We start from the raw sequence: 23,377 nt of genomic DNA on the forward strand, positions 1-23,377 counted from the left end.
ATGACGCAGACTTCCATCACTCGCAGCTGGGTTGCATCCGCCAACGGCCATGCTGATTTCCCGCTGCAAAACCTGCCGCTGGGCGTGTTCAGCCTCAACGGTTCGGCACCGCGTAGTGGCGTGGCCATTGGCGAGCATATCTTTGATCTGCAAGCAGCCCTGGAGGCCGGGCTGTTCGATGGCGCCGCGAAGGCTGCCGTCGAGGCCACCTGTGGCGGCCAGTTGAATGCCTTTTTCGAACTGGGCCGCGAGGCTCGCGTCGCGTTGCGCGAGCGTTTGCTGGAACTGTTCGCCGAGGGCAGCACCCTGCACGGCAAGATCGAAGCCCAGGGCGCAAAACTGCTGCCGCTGGCGGCGGATTGCGAGATGCACCTGCCGGCGAAAATCAACGATTACACCGACTTCTATGTTGGTATCGAACACGCGCAGAACGTCGGCAAACTGTTCCGCCCGGACAACCCGTTGCTGCCGAACTACAAGTACGTGCCAATCGGCTACCACGGTCGTGCGTCGACCATTCGTCCGTCCGGTACCGACGTGCGCCGTCCGAAAGGCCAGACGTTGCCGGCCGGTCAGAGCGAACCGACGTTCGGCCCTTGCGCACGCCTGGACTACGAACTGGAGCTGGGCATCTGGATCGGCCAGGGCAACGACATGGGCGACTCGATAGCCATTGGCGACGCTGCCAATCACATCGCCGGTTTCTGCCTGCTCAACGACTGGTCGGCACGGGACATCCAGGCCTGGGAATATCAGCCACTGGGGCCGTTCCTGTCGAAAAGCTTCATCACCAGCATTTCGCCGTGGGTTGTCACCGCCGAAGCGCTGGAGCCGTTCCGTCGTGCCCAGCCTGCGCGTCCGCAAGGCGATCCGCAGCCGCTGCCATACCTGCTCGACAAGCGCGATCAGGCCGCTGGCGCGTTCGATATCGAACTGGAAGTCCTGCTGCTCACCGAGGCCATGCGTGAGCAGAACCTGCCGGCCCATCGCCTGACCCTGAGCAACACCCGGCACATGTACTGGACCGTGGCGCAAATGGTTGCGCACCATAGCGTCAATGGTTGCCAATTGCAGGCCGGTGATCTGTTCGGCTCGGGCACGTTGTCGGGGCCGGAGAGCGGTCAGTTCGGCAGCCTGCTGGAAATTACCGAGGGCGGTAAAAAACCGATCGAGCTGGCATCGGGCGAGGTGCGCAAATTCCTTGAAGACGGTGACGAAATCATCCTGCGCGGCCGTTGCAGCCGTGACGGTTTCGCCTCCATCGGTTTCGGCGAGTGCCGTGGCAAAGTGTTGCCGGCACGCTGAGAGGAGCGGGGCATGGAACTCTATACCTACTACCGTTCGACATCTTCGTACCGGGTGCGTATCGCGTTGGCGCTCAAGGGCCTGGATTATCAATCCTTGCCAGTCAACCTGATCGCACCGCAGGGCGGCGAGCATCGGCAGCCGCCTTATCTGGGCATCAACCCGCAGGGCCGCGTGCCGGCCTTGCGCACCGATGAAGGCGAATTGCTGATCCAGTCTCCCGCGATCATCGAATACCTGGAGGAACGTTATCCACAGGTGCCACTGCTGTCCAGGGACCTGGCTGCCCGCGCTCAAGAGCGCGGCGTGGCGGCAGTGATCGGCTGCGATGTGCACCCGTTGCACAACGTCAGCGTGCTCAATCGACTACGCCAGTCGGGCTACGACGAACCGCAGGTGGTTGAGTGGATCGGCCACTGGATCGGCCAGGGATTGGCCACGGTAGAGCAGTTGATCGGTGATGACGGTTACTGCTTCGGCGCCGAGCCCGGGTTGGCGGACGTCTACCTGATCCCGCAGCTGTATGCGGCCGAGCGTTTCAACGTTTCTCTTGAGGCTTATCCACGGATCCGGCGAGTGGCGGCATTGGCGGCGACGCACCCGGCATTCATCAAGGCGCATCCGGCGAACCAGCCGGATACGCCTTAAAGCCCTACACCAACCCCATGTGGGAGCGGGCTTGCTCCGGGCGGCGTTCCGACGAAAGCGGTCTGTCAGTCACATTTTTATCGGATGTGCCGCCGCCTTCGCGAGCAAGCCCGCTCCCACAAGGGGGGCATTGCCAAAACCATAAAAAGAATCGGGAACCTTGCCATGCACAACCAGATTGCCAGCTTTCGCGCGGCACTTGATGCCCGTCCTGTGTCCCGTTATCAGTGGCTGATCCTGTTGCTCCTGGCCCTGTTATTGGTAACTGACGGCTATGACGCGCAGGTGCTGGGTTACGTGGTGCCTGCCCTGGCGCAGGATTGGGGACTGGAAAAAGCCGCGTTCGGACCGGTGTTCAGCGCCAACCTGCTAGGCCTGACGCTTGGCTCTCTGGCGGTGACGCCCTTGGCGGACCGGTTCGGTGTGCGGCGGATTCTGCTCTGCTGTGTGCTGATCTACGCCACTCTCACTGTGTTGATGGTGTTCGCCGATTCCCTGAACACCTTGATGGCCGCTCGTTTCATCTGCGGCATCGGCATGGGCGGGGCTATGCCCAGCGCCATGGCGCTGATGTCGGAATACTCGCCACCTCGCCTGCGTACCCTGATGGTGACACTGGCCGCTTGCGGGTTTTCCTTTGGTGGCGCGGCGGGCGGTTTTGTCGCCGCCGGGTTCATCGACAGCTTCGGTTGGCAAGCCGTGTTCCTCGCCGGTGGTGTGACGCCATTGCTGCTGTTTCCGTTTCTGTTCTGGTTGCTGCCCGAATCCCTGCCGCGTCTGTTGCGTGATGCACCGCCGTATGCCCGTTTGAACAAAGTCACCGCGCGCATGTTGCCGGACTGGCAACCACCTGCCGCGTCCATCGAACAAAACGAACGGGAGCAGGGCAGCAAACTGACGGTGGTGGAGTTATTCCGCAATGGTTATGCACGGCCGACGTTGCTGATCTGGGCGACATTCTTCGTCAGCCTGATCCTGCTGTATTTCATGATCAGCTGGTTGCCGTCGCTGCTGCTGGAAAGTGGTTTGAAACTCAACGAGGCCAACCTGGTGACCTCCATGTTCCTGTTTGCCGGCACCGTCGGTGCGATAGGCATGGCCTCGATCGCCGACCGCTTGAAAAGCAAAGTCCGACTGCTGTCGTGCGTGTTGGCCGCAGCGGCGGTCTGCACGCTACTGTTGGGTTTGAACCATGACAATCCGCGTTACCTGGTGGCCTGCGTGTTTGCCGCAGGGTTCTGCATCATCGGCGGGCAACTGACCCTCAATGCCTTCGCCAGTAATTTCTACCCTGCGCAGGTTCGGGCGACGGGCACCGGTTGGGCGCTGGGGGTAGGGCGTTTCGGCTCGATCCTCGGCCCGTTGTTTGGCAGCCTGCTGTTGGCAATGCACATTCCGGTGCAGCAGATTTTCTTCTTCTGTGCGATTCCGGCAGTCATTGCCGCGCTGCTGATCATCCAGGTGCGCTCGCCCTCAGACGCAACTCCAACCCCCTGTGGGAGCGGGCTTGCTCGCGAAGGCGTCGTGTCAGCCAACAATGATGTCGACTGACTGTCCGCTTTCACGAGCAAGCCCGCTCCCACAAGGTTTTGTGATTAGTGAACAATGGCGTTTGGCGGCAAATGCCCCAGCCGTTCGGTCAGGCGAATTCGCTGGATCGGATCGTCGCTGAGCAGCAGTGCGTGCTCCAGGTCAAAACGCTCAGCGTTCGGACAGTCCAGCCGCTGGTACAGGCTGGCCCGGGCCAGGTAGTCGGTGGCACTGGCGTTGCCCAGCTCCAGGACGCGATCGGCGTCGATCAAGGCATTGATGACATCGTCGTGGGACAGGTACAACTGGCGCAGGTTGCGCGACAGCCGTTGCAGCATCTGCACCGGCTCGGCGGTTTCCAGGTGCTCGGCGCTGAGCTTGATGTTCGGGCCGTACTGGCGGAGCAGTAATTCCCGACAATCGTTGGGGTAAAGGCGACGGCCGCCGCAGGGATCGAGCAAATGATCGGCGCCCGGCACCCGCAGCAGGAAATGTCCGGGGAAGTTGACCCCGACCATGGGAATCTCCAGGCCCCTGGCCAACTCCAGCGCAATCAGCCCCAGCGTCAAGGGTTGTCCACGTCGGCGTTCCAGTACTTTGTCAAGCAGTGCCACTTGTGGGCGCAAGGGTGTGAAGTCGTCCTGGGCGAAGCCAAGGTCGTTCATGCGCCGCAACAGCGGCTGGGCCAGTTCACTGACCGGCAGCATCGGCAAGCCGCCGCTGATCCGTTGTTGCAACGCCTGGAAATCGGCCAGCAGCGCTTGCGGTTCCACCTCGCTGTCGTGCTCGGCCGCAATCCACAACGCCGCCTCGAACAGCGCGGGCGGTGAACGTTGCAGGCAGGCGAAGAACGATTGGCGCGGGGTCATCAAAATCTCCGGGCAATGCCTCGTTTTAGCCCCCTCTCCGGCATTCGTCCAGTGCCGCAAAAGGGCGATCACGGATTATTTCCGAAAGATTGCATCGTGGCCGTGCTTATTCCTGTGCGCTTCTGCAATTTTTGGGCGCAAGCCTATACTGGCGACTACAAGAAGTGATTCGGGAGCCCTACGATGTTCGCTCTCATGCAAAGCACTCGCCTTGAATCGCTGCATCTGAGCGTCGACCCGGCCACCGGGTTGAAGGCGGTCATTGCCATTCATAATAGCCGCCTGGGGCCTGCCCTGGGCGGCTGTCGTTACCTTGCCTATCCCAGCGACGAGTCTGCGGTCGAGGATGCGGTGCGCCTTGCCCAAGGCATGAGTTACAAGGCGGCACTGGCCGGCCTGGCCCAGGGCGGCGGCGTGGGGGTGATCATTCGCCCGGTTCACGTGGCCAACCGTGCCGCGCTGTTCGAAGCCTTCGGGCGCTGTATCAATCAGCTCGACGGGCGCTACATCACGGCCATCGACAGTGGCACCTCAGTGGCGGACATGGATTGCATCGCCCAGCAAACCCAGCACGTCACTAGCACCACCGCGGCGGGTGACCCTGCGCCGCACGCCGCGATGGGCGTATTCACCGGCATTCGCGCCACGGCGATGGCGCGACTGGGCAGCGATAACCTCGAAGGCCTGCGCGTCGCCATTCAAGGTCTGGGCAACGTCGGTTATGCCCTGGCAGAACAGTTGCACGCCGCCGGGGCCGAACTGCTGGTCAGCGATATCGATCACGGCAAGGTGCAACTGGCGATGGAGCAACTCGGGGCTCACCCCATCGCCAACGACGCATTGCTCAGCACACCTTGCGATATTCTTGCGCCGTGCGGTTTGGGCGGGGTGCTGAACAGCCACAGCGTGACACAACTGCGCTGCTCGGCAGTGGCCGGTTCGGCGAACAATCAGCTGACGCATCTGGACGTCGCCGATCAGTTGGAACGACGGGGCATCTTGTATGCGCCGGACTACGTGATCAATGCCGGCGGTTTGATTTATGTCTCGCTCAAGCATCGGGGCGAAGAGCTGGGAACCATCACTGCGCACCTGTCGAAAATCAGTTCACGCCTGACCGAGGTGTTCGCCCATGCCCAGGCGGAAAAACGCTCCCCCGCCCGGGTGGCCGATGACTTGGCGGAGAAAGTGTTGTATCGCTGAGTTGGATATGAGTTTTCCACAGGCATGAAAAAGGCCCTGCGCCATTCGACTCAGGGCCTGTTCAATTTGGGCTTTGCTTACCTGGCGGCTTTTGGAGCCTTGGCAGGCTTGGCCGGGGTGACTGGCTCGGCGGCTTCAACAACCTCGGCCGCTGCAACAGGTTCTGCAACTTCGACCGGTGCGCTGAGCAGTTCGGACAGGGCGTCCGGCTGGCTCTTGAACGCCTTGGCGAACACATCTCGATTCTTCGCCATGTAGATCCCGGCTTCTTCCACTTGCTGCTCGGTCAGGGACGGAACGGCTTTGTGCAACACTTCAGCCAGCAATTCGGCCAGTTCGAGCATTTTGTCATGACGGTCAGCTTCGGCTTTATCCATGAACAAGCGCTCCAGATCTCGGCTGCTGCGGTATACCACTTCGACGGCCATTCACCACCTCACATGCCTTCACATTGGTTGTCGGTTTCGACTACTGTATCTATATACAGCGAAAGGATAAGCGAATCCCTGTCTTTTGGGTAGTGGCTTTTTAATGTAGACCGGATTCGACATTTGTCAGGTGAGGCGCTGCACGGGTGCGACCAAACGCCACGGCGCGCAATCCAGAGCGGCTCGCCATCATGGGCTGGCCTTTTTTCTGCATGCAGAATAACCGTCACGTCCAACCCGCATCATCCGGTCGAGCCGACCTAAGGAAGCATCATCGTGAAAATCAACTGGGCCGAAAAACTGCGGCGGAACGTACATGAACTGGCCGAGTCCCTGGGCAATCTGTTCGTCGAAACCTTTCACTACCTGGCGCTGTTCGCCATTGGTGCGGTGACCGCGTGGGCGGCGGTGATGGAATTTCTCGGAATGATCGAAGAGGGGCACATCAAGATCGATGACATCTTGTTGCTGTTCATCTACCTGGAACTGGGGGCGATGGTCGGGATTTACTTCAAGACCAACCACATGCCTGTGCGCTTCCTGATCTACGTGGCGATTACGGCGTTGACGCGGCTGCTGATTTCCAACGTTTCGCACCACAATCCGCCGGACCTGGGGATCATCTACCTGTGCGGCGGGATTCTGCTGCTGGCGTTTGCGATTCTGGTGGTGCGTTACGCTTCGTCGCAATTTCCCTCGGTGAAGATCGAGAACCCGCAACGCAAGATCGGTGCGGGTTCCAGTGAACATCCAGAGGTCGAGAAGGGCGAAATCTAGAGCCCAAGCGTAGGGCGCGGCCGCCCTTTGACGGGAGGGGGCGGCAGGGTCCGAGCGCTGCCGGTGGTCATGGCTTCGAGGATGGTCACGGCGCTGTGGCCTTGCTCGATGGCAATGCCGAATTGAATGCTTTGAACCAGACGCTTGAGGCGCTGGGGGTCATTGCGTTGTTCGGCGCTGATCATGCGTTTGGCCACCACGTGGCCACTGTTGGAAAGGGTCAGCATGATGCTGCCGTCCAGGCCCTGAATGCTCAGGTTGATCTGGTAATCCGCTGCAAAGGCATCGGTAATGAGCTGGAAAGGGTTGTCCATGATGCGTCACCGCCTGATTGAACGTGCAGTTGTTGACCGGTCGATATCGGGATTAGTTCGCAACACCGGACCATCGGCCATTCCATGGCTTGCATCAGGGATGTAGCAAGGGGCATGCCGGATGGGTTATCGGACAACCCATCCCTTTGTAGGCGCGAGCTTGCTCGCGATGGTCGTGAACGATAACGCGTCAAATCAGAAGGTTCGCGGCGCCTGAGGGTTTTTCGCGAGCAGGCTCGCTCCTACAGTGGGCCGCGTTTTCTGCACGTTTCAGGGCAATAAACCTCGACGTGCCTCCAAAGCGGTCAACACTCCACCCAGTTCACTGCCAGTCCGCCCCGTGACGTCTCTTTGTACTTGTCGTGCATGTCGGCCCCGGTGTCACGCATGGTGCGGATCACCCGGTCCAGGGAAATGAAGTGCTGGCCATCGCCGCGCAAGGCCATTTGCGTGGCGTTGATTGCCTTCACGGCGGCGATCGCGTTGCGCTCGATACACGGCACTTGCACCAGTCCGCCGACCGGGTCGCAGGTGAGGCCGAGGTTGTGTTCCAGGCCGATTTCGGCGGCGTTCTCCAGCTGCTCCGGGGTGGCACCAAGCACCTCTGCCAGGCCTGCGGCGGCCATGGCGCAGGCGGAACCGACTTCGCCCTGGCAGCCGACTTCGGCCCCGGAGATCGAAGCGTTTTTCTTGCACAGGATGCCGACGGCCGCTGCGCCGAGGAAGAACGCGACCACGTCGTCGTCGGACGCATCGGCATTGAACTTCATGTAGTAGTGCAGCACCGCCGGAATAATTCCTGCCGCGCCGTTGGTCGGCGCCGTGACCATGCGTCCGCCGGCCGCGTTTTCTTCGTTCACGGCGAGGGCGTACAGGTTGACCCATTCCATTGCTGACAAGGTGGACGTAATGACATTCGGCTTGCCGATTTCCTGCAGGCTGCGATGCAGTTTCGCCGCTCGACGTGGAACATTCAGACCGCCGGGCAGGATGCCTTCATGGCGCAAGCCTTGCTCGACGCATTCGCGCATCACCGACCAGATGTGCAACAGGCCTTGGCGGATCTCGGCGTCACCGCGCCAAGCCCGTTCATTGGCCATCATCAGTTCACTCACCCGCAGCCCGTGCTCGTTGCACAACTTGAGCAGTTCGGCGGCACTGGAAAAGTCGTAAGGCAGCAGCACATCGCCGGCCGGTGCGATCCCGGATTCGGCTTCAGCCGCTTCGATGATGAAGCCGCCGCCCACCGAGTAATAGGTTTGCTCGAACAGCTCACCGGTTTCGCCGAAGGCTGTCAGAGACATGGCATTGGGGTGATAGGGCAGGCTTTCGTTGAGCAGCAGGAGATCGGTTTGCCAGTCGAAGGCAATTTCTGCAACGCCTGCCAGACACAGTTTGCCGGTCTCGCGCAGGGTGTGGATGCGGCTGTCGATGGTGTCGGGATCGATGCGGTCGGGCCATTCGCCCATCAGGCCCATGACGCAGGCGCGGTCCGTTGCATGGCCGACGCCGGTCGCCGACAGAGAACCGTAAAGGCGAATCTCCACGCGTCGCACGTCAGCCAGAAAACCCTGTTCGAGCAGTTGTTGAGCAAAGGTCGCGGCAGCGCGCATCGGACCAACGGTATGGGAGCTGGACGGGCCGATGCCGACTTTGAAGAGATCGAAAACACTGATAGCCATGCTAAAGCCTGCACAAGTAATGGAAGAGGAATCGCCGCCATTTTTGTAGGACAAGCGCAATTCCGGCGATACTGCCCGTCAAGGTCCTACGTGACCAACGAAATTTCCTAAGACATCCTTTAGCAGGACTAAACGATGAGCCGTCAATTGCACGCCCAGACGTATGTCTGGCTGAACGTGTTCGCCTGTGCCGCTCGGCACCTGTCGTTCACCCGCTGCGCCGAGGAACTGCACATTACCCCGGGAGCCGTCAGCCAGCAGATCCGCCAGCTGGAAGAACGCCTGGGCTTTCGCCTGTTTCACCGCCGCGCCCGCGGAGTGGAGCTCAGCGCTGAGGGGCAGCGCCTGGCCATTACCGTCAACGAGGCCTTCGGCAGCATCGACGCGGAATTGCGGCGACTGGATGCGGGCATGATCAGCGGGATTCTGCGGGTGCGTTCGATCCCGTCATTCCTGAGCAAATGGCTGACGCCGCGCCTGCCACGTTTGCAGCAGCGTTTTCCGGACATTCAATTGCGCCTGGTGGCCGAGGACAGCAGCGTGCCGTTGCATGAAGGTGACTTCGATCTGGCGATCGACCTGAACGACGGCAGCTACCCGGGCCTGTTATCCACAGCCTTGCTCGATGAACAGATTTTTCCGGTGTGCGCGCCGGGCCTGTTGCGTGGCCGTCCGCCTTTGCACGGCCCGGCAGACCTGATGCACTTTCCCTTGCTGCACGACATCACCGCCTGGCGCGGCAGCTACGAGTACGCGGAATGGGAGTTTTACCTCAACGCCATTGGCTTCGAGGGAGCGGATGTGCGACGTGGGCATACCTTCAATCGCAATCACCTGACGATCGAAGCGGCCATTGCCGGGATGGGGGTGGCGATTGCCCGACGAACGCTGCTCAACGATGAGCTGGAGCGCGGGGCGTTGATCGTGCCTTTCGGACTGGCGGTGCCAAACCACAAACGCTACATGCTGCTCTATGCACCGGGTGCGCTGAGCCATCCCGGCGTGCGTGCGGTGCATGACTGGCTGGTGGAAGAAGCGGGGATTTTCCGCAGCCTGCACCCGCTGGGTGAGCGGCAGATGTAAGGAATTCGGGTTGCCAGGCAGGGCGACCCAACTCCCGACATTAACAGCGCTTTTGCTCGTTGTCCGGCTTTTTTTGCGTATGAATATTTATCTTTTTACAGGGGTTGAATTGTTCAGCGTACAGACCGATTGTGTAACCAAGAGGTCACGGTGATGACGCCCAAGGGCTTAGCTGACCGGCCTCTCGCGAGCTAGCTGAAATAAGGGATGAACTATGCAAATCCAAGTCAATAGCGATAACCATATTCAAAGCAGTAAACGACTGGAGGAGTGGGTACGTACAACCATTGAGAGCACGCTCGAACGCTACGAAGAGGACCTGACACGGGTCGAGGTTCACTTGCGGGACGAGAACGGCGACAAGCCGGGTCCCCACGATTTACGCTGCCAACTGGAAGCGCGGCCAAAAGGCCACCAACCGATTTCTGTCACCCATAAAGCCGCCAACCTGGAACTGGCGATCGACGGCGCAGCCGAAAAACTCGAGCACGCGCTTGAACACTTGTTCGGCAAATTGCGCGGCAAACCACGCGCCGCCGTGGTGCCATTCGAGCGCAGGCCTCACGCCGACAAGCTGCTGGAAGAAGAGTTTCTTGAAAACGAGCAGGCTGCCCAAAACGGCTGAAGCCTGACTTGCCTTCCCAATGAAAACGGGCCTGCATTGCAGGCCCGTTTTGTTTTCTGTGGCTTTTGGATTCCATAGCGATTGGCATGTGCCGTCGGGACAGCCGAGTTTGCGTCGCAACCAATCGCTGAGCCAGTTGTGACGGGCGTAATAGAGGGCTTCATTCGAGCTTCTTTGCGTATGAGAATATTTATCATTAATATTGCGGGCTTGCCGGCCCTGACGCTGTCGTAGCCTCACCCGGTTTTCAGGTCGAACCATGAACGCCAAACCCCGCACACTTCCCGTTTCCTATCGATTGGCGGTCGCTTCACGGGTGCTTGCTGCCGTATTTGGCGGTTACCTCGTCGCGGCTCTGGTCAGTGTCAGCCTCAGTCTTTGGCTGCCTGGCGCTCGCGCCGAAGCGGTGGTGATCGGGATGATGACTTCGTTCCTGGTGTACTTGCTGGCCGTGATCTGGTGCTTTGCCTGCGCCAGTGCGTGGCGAGCCTGGTTCGGTCTGATGGTGCCAGGCCTGATGCTGGCAGCGCTGGCTGGTCTGGCGTACGGGATGGGCCGTCCATGAAAGAGGGCTTTCGCCAGGCGATGGCCTGGTTGCACACCTGGGCCGGGTTGATTCTCGGCTGGCTGCTGTTCGCGATTTTCCTGACCGGCACGCTGGCCTATTTCAAAAGTGAAACCAGCCGCTGGATGCAACCGGAAATCCCGGTTCGTTCCGTCTCCGCCGAAACCAGTCTGACCGTGGCTCAACACTATCTTGAGCAACACGCAGCGGGCGCCTCACATTGGTTGATCGAGTTGCCCGGCGCCCGGCGGCAGGGCTTGTCAGTGCACTGGGAAGCGGCAGCGGGCAAGCCTGGCCAACACGGCGAACAACTGCTCGATCCGCTGACCGGCACCGAAGTGCATCCCCGTGAGACGCTGGGCGGGGAGTTCTTCTATCGCTTCCACTTCGAGTTGCAAATGCCCTATCCGTGGGGGCGCTGGCTGGCCAGCATCGCGGCCATGTTGATGTTCGTGGCGCTGATCAGCGGCATCATCACCCACAAGAAAATCTTCAAGGACTTCTTCACGTTTCGTCCGCGCAAGGGCCGGCGTTCCTGGCTCGACGGGCACTACGCGGTGGGCGTGCTGGTGTTGCCGTTTCACCTGATGATCACCTACAGCAGCCTGGTGATGTTCATGATGATGGTGATGCCAGCGGGCATCCTGGCCGTTTACAAGGACAACGCCCAAACCTTTTACCAAGAGGCGCTGCCTGAAGACGAAGTCCGGCCAGCCGTGGGCAATCCAGGTCAATTGCTGTCCCTGGCGCCGTTACTGGAACAGGCTAACCGGCTCGGAACGGGGGGCAGGGTTGCAGAAGTGACGGTGAACCACCCCGGCGATGCCAATGCTTCGGTGGTGATGGCGTTCGACGGGGCGGACCGTGTGGTTCACGATTTCGGCCGCACCGTGACCTTCGATGGCGTAACGGGCCGGCAATTGGACGCGACGCCGGAGCGCTCGCTGCCTGTGGCAATTGCCGGCAGTTTTTTCGGCCTGCACATGGGCCATTTCGCCAGCCCGGTGCTGCGCTGGCTGTACTTCCTGTGTGGCCTGGCCGGCACGGCCATGATCGGTACCGGGATGGTGATCTGGGTCGGCAAACGTCAACTCAAACATGCCCAAAGCGCTGGGATGCCTTTGGAGCTTAGGCTGGTGGACGTGCTGAACATCGCCAGCATGTCGGGGCTGATGCTCGCGGTGGCGACGTACTTCTGGGCCAATCGATTGTTGCCGGTGGCCATGGCCGGACGCTCGGATTGGGAGGTCAACGGTTTCTTCATCGTCTGGGGCTTGAGCCTGCTGCACGCCATGCTTCGCCGAGGGCGTGCGGCCTGGGTCGAGCAACTGGCGCTGGCGGCGTTGCTGTTTGGCGCGGTGCCGCTGTTGAACGCCCTGACCACGCCGTATCACCTGGGTATGTCGCTGGCGCAGAGCGATGGGGCCATGGCCGGGTTCGATCTGGCATGCCTGGCCAGCGGCCTGTTTTTCGCCTGGTCGGCCTGGAAAATACGTCGCTCGGGAAGGACTCAAGCCGTCAGCACAAAACGCCCGCGATCGATGGTGCTCGAACAGGAGGCGAACTGAATGTTGCTCGCCGCGTTGCTCTGTTATGCCGGGTTTACCGCGCTGTGTTTATCGATGGACCGGCATCACGCCGAGCTGCTTGGGCATAAACCGACACCGCGTCGGCGTTTCGGCCTGAAACTGCTTGGCTGGCTTTTGTTGAGTTGGTCGTTGTGGGCGGCAGTGGTGGCGGCAGGCTGGGGATCGGGCCTGGTGCAGTGGTTCGGCATGCTGATGCTCAGTGCATTGCTGCTGGTTTTACTGATGCCATACCGTCCGCACCTGGCCTTGTCCCTGGCCGGGCTGTGTCTGCTGGCCAGTCCGATTGCCGTGTTTGCGCGGTATTGAATCAATGATCACTCTCCCTCCCGAACCCCACGATATCGAGCGCGACCAACAGCGCGGTGACCGTGCGCACTTTCTCCAGGTGTTTCTCTCCCAGCGTTCGCAGATGGAAGCGCTGGTGAGTCGGCGTGTCGGTTGCCGGGCGACGGCGGCTGACCTGGTACAGGACTTGTTCCTGCGATTCTGGCGACGGCCGCTGGTGCAAGTCGAGGAACTTAGCACCTACTTGTTGCGCTGCGCCGGTAACATCGCCATCGACCATTTGCGCAGTGAAGGCACGCGGGTCCGGGCCAGCGAAGGCTTGATGGTGGAACCCCCGGACAGCCATGACAGCGGACCGCAAGCGGCACTGGAGGCGGGCAACGATTTGCGCCACGTTGAAGCGGCGTTGCGTGCGTTACCGGAGCGTACGCGGCAGATCTTTTTGCTCAATCGCATTCACGGCCGCAAATACGCCGAGATCGCCAAGGCCATGGGCTTGTCCCAAAGTGCCGTGGAAAAACATATGATGCGCGCCCTCGAAGCCTGCAAGGCGAGCCTTCGGGAACCCGAAACGCGTACGCCAGGGAAAGCACCGTGAACAACTTCGAACGCGTCACCCCGACGCCCGCTCAGGAGCAGCAAGCGCTGGCCTGGCTGAGTCTGTTGCATGACCGGCCCAGCAGCGCTGACCAGACTGCTTTCAGTCATTGGTTGCAGGCCGACCCCGCCCATGCCGAGGCTTATTCTCAGGCGCAGGTCATGTGGGAGCTGAGCGAAGGACCGGCGCGCACGCTCGCCGATGAGGACGCCCTGGCCTTGCAGGGGTATCTGAACGCCATGGACAAGTCGCGGCGCAGCACGCTCGGACGCTGGTCCGGTGCGCTGGCGATGGCCGCGTGTCTGCTGTTGATGATCAGTCTCGGCACAGGCTGGCAGCCATCGCGCTGGATCGATGACCTGGGCGCGGACTTCGTCTCGGCACCGGGGGAAATCCGCACCGTCACCCTGGCCGATCAGTCTCAGGTGACACTGGATGCCGACAGTGCCATCGCCGTGGATTTCAGTCATGGCGAGCGGCATGTGCAATTGCGTCGCGGCGCCGGTTTTTTCAGCGTGACGCATACGGGGCAACCGTTTGTGGTCGATGCGGAAAAAGGTCAGGCGCGGGTCCTGGGCACGCAGTTCGAAGTCCGTTTGCAGCCCCGCGGAGCACAGGTCACGGTGCTGTCCGGGCGAGTCGGCGTGACCGCGGACAAAAACGCCGAACAGCAAATCCTCACCGCCGGCCAGCAAGTCGCCTACGGCGAAGGCTCGGCGGAGAAACTCCACGCGGTGGATAGCGAAGCGCAATTGGCATGGCGTCAGGGCTGGCTCAATTACTACAAGGCGACGTTGGCCGATGTGGTGCGGGATTTGGGGCGCTATTACCCGGGGCGGATCGTGATGCTCAATGATGAACTGGCGGCACGCCGGGTCAGTGGCAGCTTCCCGAGCAGGAATCCGCAGGCCGTATTGAGTTCGTTGCAAGGGGTGATGGGGTTTGAGCAGCATCAGGTGTTGGGGCATCTGATTATTTTGCGTTGAAGCTGCCGGCCCCTTCGCGAGCAAGCCCGCTCCCACAGGGAAATGCATTGCAAATGTGGGAGCGGGCTTGCCCGCGAAGGGGCCAGTTCAAACACCACATCACCCCCGAATAAAAATATTTTCAAATTTTTGCTGAGGTAAATCCGATTGCCATCCGTGTAGTGACTGAAACTGCGAGTCATTCGCATCCGTTGCGGTTCTACACAGGTCATGAGTCATGAAGTCCAGGGCAAAATCGGGTTCGGTCAAACAATGGTTGGGTGTCTCTGCGCTGAGCTTTTCGGCATTGGCGTTGTTGCCGCTGAGCGTGGCGCTGGCTGCAGAGACGGGCAACCGTCAGCCGCGTGCACAGTTCAGTTTTTCTCTGGCCGCCAAACCGCTGCCCCAGGCCCTGAGTGATTTCAGCCGGGTGACCGGCATCAGCGTCGTCTACACCGATGAAGCGCCTTACGGACTCAATGCGCCGGCAATCAATGGCCAGATGAGCGCCGAACAGGCCCTGCAACGTCTGCTCACCGGCTCGGGCCTGACGTTCCGTCGCACCGACGGCCACACCATTGCACTGGAACCACGGCCGACTGAGGGTGCGTTGAACCTGGGCGCGACCACCATCACCTCGGTGATGGATGAGTCCATGAGTTACCAGCCGCCTCCCACCACTTCAGTGATGCGTTCCTCGGCTCCCGTTCAGGAGATCCCGCAGACCATCAATGTCGTCCCGGCCCAGGTCATCCGCGACCAGGCCCCGCGCAATCTTGATGACGCCCTGGCCAACGTCAGCGGCATCACCCAGGCCAACACCCTGGGCAGCACTCAGGACTCGGTGATGGTCCGCGGTTTTGGCGACAACCGTAATGGCTCGATCATGCGTGACGGGATGCCGATCGTGCAGGGGCGGGGCCTCAACGCCAGCGTGGATCGGGTCGAAGTGCTCAAAGGGCCGGCCTCGCTGCTCTATGGCATCCAGGATCCGGGTGGCGTGGTCAATATGGTCAGCAAGAAGCCCGAGCTCGAGCAGTACAACGCCTTGACCTTGCGCGGCTCGAGCTATGGCGACGGCAAGAACGGCAGCGGCGGTAGCCTGGACAGTACCGGTGCCCTCGGCGATTCCGGACTGGCCTACCGCATGGTGCTGGATCACGAAGACGAAGATTACTGGCGTAACTTCGGCGTGCATCGCGAGAGCTTGATCGCGCCATCGCTGGCGTGGTCCGGCGAAAGCACTAAGCTGTTGTTCGCCTATGAGCACCGCGAATTCCTCACACCCTTCGACCGTGGCACGCTGATCGATCCACGGACCAACCATCCGCTGGACATCTCGCGCAACGAGCGTCTCGACGAGCCGTTCAACAACATGGAAGGGCGTTCGGACCTCTATCACTTCGAGGCCGATCACGAACTCAACGACAACTGGAAAGCCCATTTCGGCTACAGCTGGAACCGCGAAGCCTACGACGCCAGCCAAGTGCGCGTGACCGCCATCGACACCAAAAAGGGCACCCTGACCCGCAGCATGGACGGTACTCAAAACGCGATCAGCACCGACCGTTTCACCACCGCGAGCCTGGAAGGCAACGTGAATGTGCTCGGCATGCAGCACGACCTGCTGTTCGGCGTCGATGACGAGTACCGCAAGATTTTTCGCGAAGATTTGATCCGCCAGAAAAGTCGCACCACGTTCAGCTACGTGAACCCGGTGTATGGCCAGGAAGTGCCGGGTTCCACCGTCAGCGCGGCTGATAGCGCGCAGACCGATGAGCTGCGCAGCGATTCGGTGTTCCTGCAGGATTCCATCCACCTCAACGAGCAATGGATTCTGGTGGCCGGCGCGCGCTTCCAGGCGTACGACCAATTTGCTGGCAAAGGCGTGCCGTTCCACGCCAACACCGACAGTAACGGGCAGAAATGGGTGCCGCGTGCTGGCCTGGTATACAAGTACACCGATGCCTTGTCGTTCTACGGCAGCTACACCGAGTCGTTCAAACCCAACTCGACCATCGCGCCGTTGAGCGGCAGCAGTACCGTGCTGGACGGCAGCATCGCGCCGGAAGAAGCCAAGTCCTGGGAGCTGGGTGCCAAGCTTGACCTGCCGGGCCGCATCACCGGCAACATTGCGTTGTTCGACATCAGGAAACGCAACGTGCTGGTGGCCAATGCCGAAGGCCCGACCACGATTTACAGCGCCGCCGGCGAAGTGCGTTCCCGTGGCCTGGAAGTGGACTTGAGCGGTCAGCTCACCGATCGCTGGAGCATGATCGGCAGCTACGCCTACACCGATGCCGAAGTCACCGAAGACCCGGTTTACAAAGGCAATCAACTGCAAAACGTGGCGAAGAACAGCGGCTCGCTGTCGGCGGTCTATGACTTTGGCACCATTGTTGGCGGCGATCAGTTGCGGGTCGGTGCCGGGGCGCGTTACGTAGGTGAAAGGCAAGGTAACGCCGTGAATGATTTCGAATTGCCGAGCTACACCGTGGCCGATGCGTTCGCCACCTACGACACCAGGGTCGAAGGGCAGAAGGTCAAGTTCCAGCTCAACGTGAAGAACCTGTTCGACCGCACCTATTACACCTCGGCGGCGAGCCGGTTCTTTGTGTCGATGGGTGATTCGCGGCAGGTGACGTTGTCGAGCACTTTGGAGTTCTGACGACAGACCGCGTCATCGTTCTTCGCGAGCAAGCCCGCTCCCACAGGGGAGCAGGGTAGCCACAAAACAGGTGAGCACCACCAAACCTGTGGGAGCGGGCTTGGTCCGGGCGGCGATCCGACGAAGGCGGCAGTACAGGCGATAAAAAAACGGGGCTAGCGCAAAAATGCCTGTCGATACTCGCCGGGCGTTCCTCCCAGGGCCCGGCGAAAGCGGTTTGTGAAGTGGCTGGCACTGGAAAAGCCGCAAGCCAGGGCAATCTCCCCCAGCGGCTGCGAGGTCATGCGCAGCAACGCTCGCGCCCGGTCAAGGCGCCGTGCCAGCACGTACTGGTGGGGCGGCAAGCCGAAGCTCTCGCGAAACATCCGCGCGAAGTGGTATTCCGACAGCGCGCACAACGCCGCCAACTGACCGAGGCTGATGGCCTCGTCCAGATGGCTGTCGATGAACTCCACCAGATGCCGACGTTGATGCGCGGCCAACCCACCCTTAAGGCGCAGGCCCTGACGCATATTCACCTGGCTGAGCAGGGCATGGCTGAGCAGTTCGTGAGCCAGGCTGCTGGTGAGCAGACGCTCGCCCGGCTCGTCCCAGTTCAAGGCGATCAACCGCCGAAAGCGCAGCGCCTGCTGTGGATCATCGAGAAAGGTCTGCTCGCGCAGCTGCATTTCCCGTGGTTCGCGATCGAGCAGGGTGACGCAGCCGAGGGCAAACTGTTCGGGGCTGAAATACAGGTGGGCCAGGCGAATATCGCCGTTGATCACCCAGCCTGACTGGTGATCGGCCGGCAGGATGCACAGTTTGTCCGGCCCCCCCTTGTTGCCGGGCTGGTCGCGGCGAAAGGTGCCGGTGCCGCCAGCGAGATAGCAGGACAGCGTGTGGTGGCTGGGCGCTTCATATTCCTGGGCGTCGTGGTGATTGCTCCACAAGGCCGCAGACAAGCCGTCACCGAGCTCGGCGCTGTGCTCGAGGCGAGCATTCGGCGAACGGTTGAGGGCTTGAAAGACTTGTAGGGTATCCAGTGCAGCCATGATCGTTGCTCTCTAACACCTGCATCCAACGCCTTGCATCCTACCCCGTAGGAGTGCGCCTGCCAGCCTGTCGCCAGACAAAAGCGCAAGTTTATGCAAGTGCGCCCAGGCGTGGCGCCGGACACTGGGCTCCTGTCGAGGAGCCTTTGTCATGAACCTTTCTTTGTACCTGCTGACCGTGCTGATCTGGGGCACCACCTGGATTGCCTTGAAGTGGCAGCTGGGCGTGGTGGCCATTCCCGTGTCGATCGTCTATCGCTTCGGCCTCGCTGCGCTGGTGCTGTTCGTGATCCTGCTGCTCAGCCGACGCCTGCAAGTGATGAACCGTCGCGGGCACCTGATCTGCCTGGCTCAGGGCCTGTGCCTGTTCTGCGTCAACTTCATGTGTTTCCTCACCGCAAGCCAGTGGATCCCCAGTGGTCTGGTGGCCGTGGTGTTTTCCACTGCCACTCTGTGGAATGCGCTTAACGCGCGGGTGTTCTTCGGTCAGAAAATCGCCCGCAACGTGCTGATGGGCGGTGCGCTGGGCCTGCTTGGGCTGGGACTGCTGTTCTGGCCGGAACTGGCTGGGCATACCGCCAGCCCGGAAACTCTGCTCGGCCTTGGCCTGGCCCTGTGCGGCACCTTGTGTTTCTCGGCGGGCAACATGCTCTCGAGCCTGCAACAGAAGGCCGGTCTCAAGCCACTGACCACCAATGCCTGGGGCATGGCCTACGGGGCGGCCATGTTGTCGGTGTGGTGCCTGGTCAAAGGCATTCCATTCGACATGGAAATGAGCGTGCGTTACATCGGGTCACTGTTGTACCTGGTGATTCCGGGTTCGGTGATCGGTTTTACCGCCTATCTGACGCTGGTCGGTCGCATGGGGCCTGAGCGCGCGGCCTATTGCACTGTGCTGTTTCCGGTGGTGGCGCTGAATGTCTCGGCGTTTGCCGAGGGCTACCAATGGACGGCACCGGCTTTGGTGGGGCTGGTGATGGTGATGCTGGGTAACGTGCTGGTGTTTCGCAAGGCCAGGGCGAGCGCCAGCCCGGTGTCAGGCAAACTGGCATGAATCGCATGCCGTTCAACTATCCTTTACCGCTACCAGGTAGATCAGGCCGAGAAACATATATTCAATATTGTTTCGTGCCCAGTCAAAAGCACTGCGTTGAGCGGAATACTCCAGGTCGAACCATTCGTTGAGTATCGTTACGTATAACATCTGGTAAACAAAGATTGCGGTGGTTAAACCAATGATGGCGAATTTCTTCGCTTCGTGAAACTCATTGTGCGGTGCATCGAGTTTTCGATAGAGCTGATAAGTCCCGATCAGACAGCTCAATGTGAATATGGTCTCCAGTGTTATTATCGCCCAGTAGAAGCGATGATGAAAAAGACCTGAGCTGATCGCCCGGTAGCGCCTGGATTCATTGCCTTCGGTCGCGCTCATGCTGATGATTCTGCCGATGTATTCGGCGTATGCCGTATAGTCGGTGAAGTTGTTGATGAGGGTCATGATCCCGAAAAGCGTCGCCAGCAATACAATGGTTAGTTTGCTTCGTCTTATTATGTCTGCGGTCGTGTTTTTGTACATGTGATCGTTCTCCGAGAGCATGGCTAGTGCGTTTGTCTTGATCGGAGTCTATAGTCGGTGACCGCAAGTTGTTGAAAGCCTTGCGTTGCAGGTTGTTTCGATTGTTTATTTGATGAAGTACGGGAGTGACTGGAAAGGTTATTCAGGTTTTTTAATGGGCGGGTACATCTGCCAAGACGTACCCGGGTTCTATCAACCTTTCCACACTTGCGGATTGACCAGGTCTTGTGGCCGCTCGCCCAGCAAGGCACTGCGCAAGTTGGCCAGGGCACGATTGGCCATCGCATCGCGGGTCTCGTGGGTGGCCGAGCCAATGTGCGGCAAGGTCACGGCGTTTTTCAGCTGGAACAGTGGCGACTCGGCCAGCGGTTCTTTTTCGTACACGTCCAGCCCGGCACCACGAATGCGGTTGTTTTGCAGGGCTTCGATCAGCGCCGGCTCATCCACCACCGGGCCACGGGCGATGTTCACCAATATGGCGCTCGGCTTCATCAGCGCCAGTTCGCGATGGCTGATCAAGTGTCTGGTTTTCTCGCTGAGCGGCACCACCAGGCAGACGAAGTCGGCCTCGGCCAGCAGTTGATCGAGGCTGCGAAACTGTGCGCCGAGCTCCTGTTCCAGGTCGGTCTTGCGGCTGTTGCCGCTGTAGATGACCGGCATGTTGAACCCCAATCGACCGCGCCGGGCGATGGCGGCACCGATGTTACCCATGCCGACGATGCCCAGGGTCTTGCCATGCACATCACAACCGAACAACGGCGCACCGACGGTGGCTTGCCATTGTCCGGCCTTGGTCCAGGCATCCAGTTCGGCGACGCGGCGCGCGCTGCTCATCAGCAGCGCAAATGCCAGGTCGGCGGTGCTTTCGGTAAGCACATCCGGCGTGTTGGTCAGCATGATCCCGCGTTCGTTGAAATACGCCACGTCATAGTTGTCGTAGCCCACCGAGACGCTGGATACCACCTCCAGCCTGGCGGCGTTTTCCAGTTGGGCGCGGCCGAGTTTGCGACCGACGCCGATCAGGCCGTGGGCGTGGGGCAGGGCTTCGTTGAATTGGGCGCTGATGTCGCCGTTTTTCGGATTCGGCACGATGACGTCGAAATCCTGTTGCAGGCGTTCGACCATTTGCGCAGTGACGCGGCTGAAGGCCAGGACAGTCTTTTTCATGGGAGGCGGGCTCGTCGGACGGAGATAATGGTGAGCACGCTAACATTCTTCGCGGGATTTGTGCGAGTCGCCCAGCGGTCGTTGCAAGCTAGCAGCTTGCCGGGCGTCATCCAGTTATACTGCGGCCTTTCGCGGCTCGCTCACTGGGCCCGACAATTTGCGCACCACCCGGAGCTTTCATGACATCCCCGAAACAACCGCCGGTAGCCGACGCTTTGAGCGACGTGCAGGCAGAGCTGCCAGACAGCGTCGACTCCAGCGCCGACAGCGCAACCGAAGCCGGGATCCCGGCATTCAAATTCCCGTTCAAGCCGGGTGAGCTGGCGGCCGCCAAGGGCTCGAACCAGCCGTGGTACAAAAATGGCGCCAAGAACGGCCACACCAAGACGCCGGGCATGGCTCCGCCGGGGACTCGTCGGTCGATGGGCAAGCGCTGAGCTTTCAGCTCCGCGGTGCCTGATCTGCCGTCTTCGCCAGCAAGCCCGCTCCCACAAGGGATCTGCGTTCTTTCATGATGCCGCTGTAAAGGCCGCTATCGAAGCTGATCATGCGCCACTCAGTTCGCCTTGCCGGTCGGGCGGATGGAGTCCCATTCGGTGACGTACGCGGTCTTGCCCTTTTTGTTGTAGAGGCACAGCTCGGTGCCTTGTGCGCCTTTCATGTGCTTTTGCGGGTACTGGCCCTGGAGCAGGAGTGCGGTGTAGCCGACCCGGTCATCGAACTGCGCGGCGTTGCCCACGGGTTTGGCGTCCTTCAGACCGCTGGCCTTGGTGCAACTGACGAGTACGGCTTTGTCGTAGGTGGCCCAGGCATCAGGGCTTGAGGCGTGGGCCTGGGGGGCGAGGGCGGTGATGCAGAGAAAAGTCAGGGTTGCTGCTTTCATGGTTCTGGCGTCCTTGGATGTGCAATGGCCAAGGGTGGAGTATGCCTGACGGTTTTGGAGTGGATGTGCCGGCCTCTTCGCGAGCAAGCCCGCTCCCACAAAGGACTGCATTGAACCTGTGGGAGCGGGCTTGCTCGCGAAGGCGGCGTATCAGACCGGAACCGGCTCTCGGCGAACGGCATGCATCCCGACGCTTTCATATAGCCGCCGCGCCCTATGGTTGTCTTCGCGCACCTTCAAATCCACAAATCCTTCGCGCCGCTGCTGGAACACCTTGAACGCCTGCAACAACAGTGCGCGCCCCAACCCCCGGCCCTGAAACCGCGGGTGCACCACCAGGTTCTTGATATAGGCACTGGTCCAGCACTGACACACGCCCACCACGCCTTCGGCATCCCAGGCAATGAAGCACAGGGTCGGGTCATATTCCGGATCGGTTTCAAACTGCCGTTGCCACATGTCCAGCGCGGCGACACGCCCGCCGCCGTCGAGATAACCGAACTCCATCAACCGGTGCACGGCGGCGCCCAGTTCGGGGCGGTATTCGCTCAGTTGCAGGCCGGCTGGCCAATCGGCGGGCGGCACGACGACTGAGAGGTCGCGCCGCATCAGCCAGCAGAATTCTTCCGTCAGCACTCAGTAACCCTGTTCGGCAACCGCCTTGGCCGCAGTGATCAGGCACTGGGTCAGTTCCGGCGAAGAAAATTTGGTCAGCACCGCGTTGGCCCCGGCCAGTCGTGCTTTCTCTGCATTCATCGCACTGTCCAGCGACGTGTGCAGCAGTACATAAAGATGCGCGAAATCCGGGGTTTCTCGCAGGGTGCGGGTGAAGGCGTAGCCGTCCATCTCGGACATTTCGATGTCCGAGACAATCAGGTTGATCTGCTGCGCGGTGCCTTGCAGGTCCAGCAGGCAGTCGATGGCTTCCTTGGCGCTGCGGGCCGTATGGCATTGCAGGCCCAGGTTACGCAGGGTGTGTACCGATTGTTGCAAGGCGACCTGACTGTCGTCGACTACCAGGATGCGCGCGTTGCCGAGCAACTCGGCGTCTTCCATGCTCAGCTCGGTCGGCGCCATTTCGATTTGGGCAGGAGCAATGCCGTGGATGACTTTTTCGATGTCCAGCACTTGTACCAGGGTGCCATCGACCGACGTCACGCCGGTGATGTAGGCACGCAAACCACCGGAGCCGAAGGGCGGCGGGCGGATGTCGGTAGTCAGGCAATGGACGATCTTGCTCACTGCCTGCACGTGCAGGCCCTGCTTGGAGCGGCTGACGTCAGTAACGATCAGGCAGCCGCCGTTCGGGTCTTCCAGCGGCCGCTCGCCGATGGCACGGCTGAGATCAATCACCGACAGCGACGAACCGCGCAGGGTGGCGATGCCTTTGACGTGGGGATGCGACTCCGGCAGCCTGGTCAGCGGCGGGCAGGGAATGATTTCACTGACCTTGAGCAGGTTGATCGCCATCAGCTTGCCGCTGCGCAAGGTAAACAGCAGAAGCGAAAGTGAGTCTGCGCGGGCTTTGGTGGTGGACATAAAAACCTTCTGTGGAAAAAGGTGATGGGCGAGTGAACAATCGCCAA

General features: G+C 60.6%; 24 protein-coding genes and 1 pseudogene. 15 read left to right on the forward strand and 10 right to left on the reverse strand.

Annotated features, from left to right (window positions below; all coding sequences use genetic code 11):
- From fahA to AC06G5_RS04215, 3 genes are all read left to right on the forward strand, one after another.
- The gene (gene fahA / locus AC06G5_RS04205; RefSeq protein ID WP_413421039.1) at positions 1–1,305 is read left to right on the forward strand and encodes a fumarylacetoacetase; all 1,305 of its coding nucleotides are present in this window, start codon (positions 1–3) and stop codon (positions 1,303–1,305) included.
- A gap of 12 nt (positions 1,306–1,317) precedes the next feature.
- Complete coding sequence (maiA, locus tag AC06G5_RS04210) at positions 1,318–1,953, forward strand: maleylacetoacetate isomerase (RefSeq protein ID WP_413703560.1); 636 nt, start codon at positions 1,318–1,320, stop codon at positions 1,951–1,953.
- Positions 1,954–2,118: 165 nt separating this feature from the next.
- Positions 2,119–3,504: an MFS transporter gene (locus AC06G5_RS04215; RefSeq protein WP_480459011.1), complete on the forward strand. Its 1,386-nt coding sequence runs from the start codon at positions 2,119–2,121 to the stop codon at positions 3,502–3,504.
- A 44-nt stretch (positions 3,505–3,548) separates the two neighbouring features.
- Here AC06G5_RS04215 and AC06G5_RS04220 read toward each other — a convergent pair whose 3' ends face one another.
- Positions 3,549–4,352 carry a SirB1 family protein gene (locus tag AC06G5_RS04220; protein WP_413421033.1) on the reverse strand — a complete coding sequence of 268 codons (804 nt, stop codon included), beginning with the start codon at positions 4,350–4,352 and terminating at the stop codon, positions 3,549–3,551.
- Positions 4,353–4,535: 183 nt separating this feature from the next.
- On the opposite strand from AC06G5_RS04220, the gene AC06G5_RS04225 reads away from it, so the two are divergent.
- Positions 4,536–5,555 carry a Glu/Leu/Phe/Val dehydrogenase family protein gene (locus AC06G5_RS04225; protein ID WP_413421031.1) on the forward strand — a complete coding sequence of 340 codons (1,020 nt, stop codon included), beginning with the start codon at positions 4,536–4,538 and terminating at the stop codon, positions 5,553–5,555.
- Positions 5,556–5,743: 188 nt separating this feature from the next.
- Here the strand turns inward: AC06G5_RS04225 and AC06G5_RS04230 are convergent.
- Positions 5,744–5,983, reverse strand: a pseudogene (locus AC06G5_RS04230) (YebG family protein); the annotation flags it as partial.
- A 276-nt stretch (positions 5,984–6,259) separates the two neighbouring features.
- Between AC06G5_RS04230 and AC06G5_RS04235 the strand changes: the two are divergent.
- A complete protein-coding gene (locus AC06G5_RS04235; RefSeq protein WP_413421029.1) occupies positions 6,260–6,760 on the forward strand; it encodes a phosphate-starvation-inducible protein PsiE in 501 nt (166 codons plus the stop codon).
- On the opposite strand, the gene AC06G5_RS04240 is transcribed toward AC06G5_RS04235, so the two are convergent.
- Both AC06G5_RS04240 and AC06G5_RS04245 read right to left on the reverse strand, forming a co-directional pair.
- Positions 6,757–7,074: a DUF3509 domain-containing protein gene (locus AC06G5_RS04240; RefSeq protein WP_413421027.1), complete on the reverse strand. Its 318-nt coding sequence runs from the start codon at positions 7,072–7,074 to the stop codon at positions 6,757–6,759. The genes AC06G5_RS04235 and AC06G5_RS04240 overlap by 4 nt on opposite strands.
- A 305-nt stretch (positions 7,075–7,379) precedes the next feature.
- Positions 7,380–8,756, reverse strand: coding sequence for an L-serine ammonia-lyase (locus AC06G5_RS04245; RefSeq protein WP_413421025.1), 1,377 nt, complete (start codon positions 8,754–8,756; stop codon positions 7,380–7,382).
- A 135-nt stretch (positions 8,757–8,891) separates the two neighbouring features.
- On the opposite strand from AC06G5_RS04245, the gene AC06G5_RS04250 reads away from it, so the two are divergent.
- The 8 genes from AC06G5_RS04250 to AC06G5_RS04285 all read left to right on the forward strand — a co-directional run bounded on the left by AC06G5_RS04250 (position 8,892) and on the right by AC06G5_RS04285 (position 17,134).
- Positions 8,892–9,839 (forward strand): LysR substrate-binding domain-containing protein, encoded by a 948-nt coding sequence (locus AC06G5_RS04250; protein ID WP_007986794.1) that lies wholly within the window; start codon positions 8,892–8,894, stop codon positions 9,837–9,839.
- 214 nt (positions 9,840–10,053) lie between these two features.
- A complete protein-coding gene (locus tag AC06G5_RS04255) occupies positions 10,054–10,464 on the forward strand; it encodes an HPF/RaiA family ribosome-associated protein (protein ID WP_413421023.1) in 411 nt (136 codons plus the stop codon).
- Between the two features lie 259 nt (positions 10,465–10,723).
- On the forward strand, positions 10,724–11,029 hold the full coding sequence (locus AC06G5_RS04260; protein ID WP_480459012.1) for a DUF3649 domain-containing protein: 306 nt from the start codon (positions 10,724–10,726) through the stop codon (positions 11,027–11,029).
- Complete coding sequence (locus AC06G5_RS04265; RefSeq protein WP_413703557.1) at positions 11,026–12,597, forward strand: PepSY-associated TM helix domain-containing protein; 1,572 nt, start codon at positions 11,026–11,028, stop codon at positions 12,595–12,597. Before AC06G5_RS04260 ends, AC06G5_RS04265 begins: the two co-directional genes overlap by 4 nt.
- Positions 12,598–12,924: a DUF3325 domain-containing protein gene (locus tag AC06G5_RS04270; RefSeq protein WP_413703556.1), complete on the forward strand. Its 327-nt coding sequence runs from the start codon at positions 12,598–12,600 to the stop codon at positions 12,922–12,924.
- A gap of 4 nt (positions 12,925–12,928) precedes the next feature.
- Complete coding sequence (locus tag AC06G5_RS04275) at positions 12,929–13,501, forward strand: RNA polymerase sigma factor (protein WP_413703555.1); 573 nt, start codon at positions 12,929–12,931, stop codon at positions 13,499–13,501.
- Positions 13,498–14,487: a FecR family protein gene (locus tag AC06G5_RS04280; protein WP_413703554.1), complete on the forward strand. Its 990-nt coding sequence runs from the start codon at positions 13,498–13,500 to the stop codon at positions 14,485–14,487. Before AC06G5_RS04275 ends, AC06G5_RS04280 begins: the two co-directional genes overlap by 4 nt.
- A gap of 217 nt (positions 14,488–14,704) precedes the next feature.
- A complete protein-coding gene (locus tag AC06G5_RS04285; protein WP_480459013.1) occupies positions 14,705–17,134 on the forward strand; it encodes a TonB-dependent siderophore receptor in 2,430 nt (809 codons plus the stop codon).
- Positions 17,135–17,289: 155 nt separating this feature from the next.
- Here AC06G5_RS04285 and AC06G5_RS04290 read toward each other — a convergent pair whose 3' ends face one another.
- Positions 17,290–18,165, reverse strand: coding sequence for a helix-turn-helix domain-containing protein (locus AC06G5_RS04290; RefSeq protein ID WP_413703552.1), 876 nt, complete (start codon positions 18,163–18,165; stop codon positions 17,290–17,292).
- A 151-nt stretch (positions 18,166–18,316) separates the two neighbouring features.
- On the opposite strand from AC06G5_RS04290, the gene AC06G5_RS04295 reads away from it, so the two are divergent.
- Entirely contained in the window at positions 18,317–19,219 is a 903-nt protein-coding gene (locus AC06G5_RS04295; RefSeq protein WP_413421007.1) for a DMT family transporter, read from the forward strand.
- 12 nt (positions 19,220–19,231) lie between these two features.
- On the opposite strand, the gene AC06G5_RS04300 is transcribed toward AC06G5_RS04295, so the two are convergent.
- Together AC06G5_RS04300 and AC06G5_RS04305 are read right to left on the reverse strand one after the other, a co-directional pair.
- Entirely contained in the window at positions 19,232–19,741 is a 510-nt protein-coding gene (locus AC06G5_RS04300; protein WP_413421005.1) for a DUF2165 family protein, read from the reverse strand.
- 192 nt (positions 19,742–19,933) lie between these two features.
- Positions 19,934–20,908 (reverse strand): 2-hydroxyacid dehydrogenase, encoded by a 975-nt coding sequence (locus AC06G5_RS04305; RefSeq protein ID WP_413703551.1) that lies wholly within the window; start codon positions 20,906–20,908, stop codon positions 19,934–19,936.
- A 179-nt stretch (positions 20,909–21,087) separates the two neighbouring features.
- On the opposite strand from AC06G5_RS04305, the gene AC06G5_RS04310 reads away from it, so the two are divergent.
- Positions 21,088–21,345: a hypothetical protein gene (locus AC06G5_RS04310; protein WP_413421001.1), complete on the forward strand. Its 258-nt coding sequence runs from the start codon at positions 21,088–21,090 to the stop codon at positions 21,343–21,345.
- A 119-nt stretch (positions 21,346–21,464) separates the two neighbouring features.
- Here the strand turns inward: AC06G5_RS04310 and AC06G5_RS04315 are convergent, their stop codons facing one another.
- The 3 genes from AC06G5_RS04315 to AC06G5_RS04325 form a co-directional block, all read right to left on the reverse strand.
- Positions 21,465–21,791, reverse strand: a complete 327-nt coding sequence (locus tag AC06G5_RS04315; RefSeq protein WP_413703550.1) for a hypothetical protein — start codon at positions 21,789–21,791, stop codon at positions 21,465–21,467.
- A 150-nt stretch (positions 21,792–21,941) separates the two neighbouring features.
- Positions 21,942–22,400 (reverse strand): GNAT family N-acetyltransferase, encoded by a 459-nt coding sequence (locus AC06G5_RS04320; RefSeq protein ID WP_413420997.1) that lies wholly within the window; start codon positions 22,398–22,400, stop codon positions 21,942–21,944.
- 27 nt (positions 22,401–22,427) lie between these two features.
- The gene (locus tag AC06G5_RS04325; protein WP_413420995.1) at positions 22,428–23,330 is read right to left on the reverse strand and encodes a chemotaxis protein CheV; all 903 of its coding nucleotides are present in this window, start codon (positions 23,328–23,330) and stop codon (positions 22,428–22,430) included.
- Positions 23,331–23,377: the final 47 nt, after the last annotated feature.

It is taken from the genome of Pseudomonas sp. WT-JTC, from assembly GCF_056711565.1.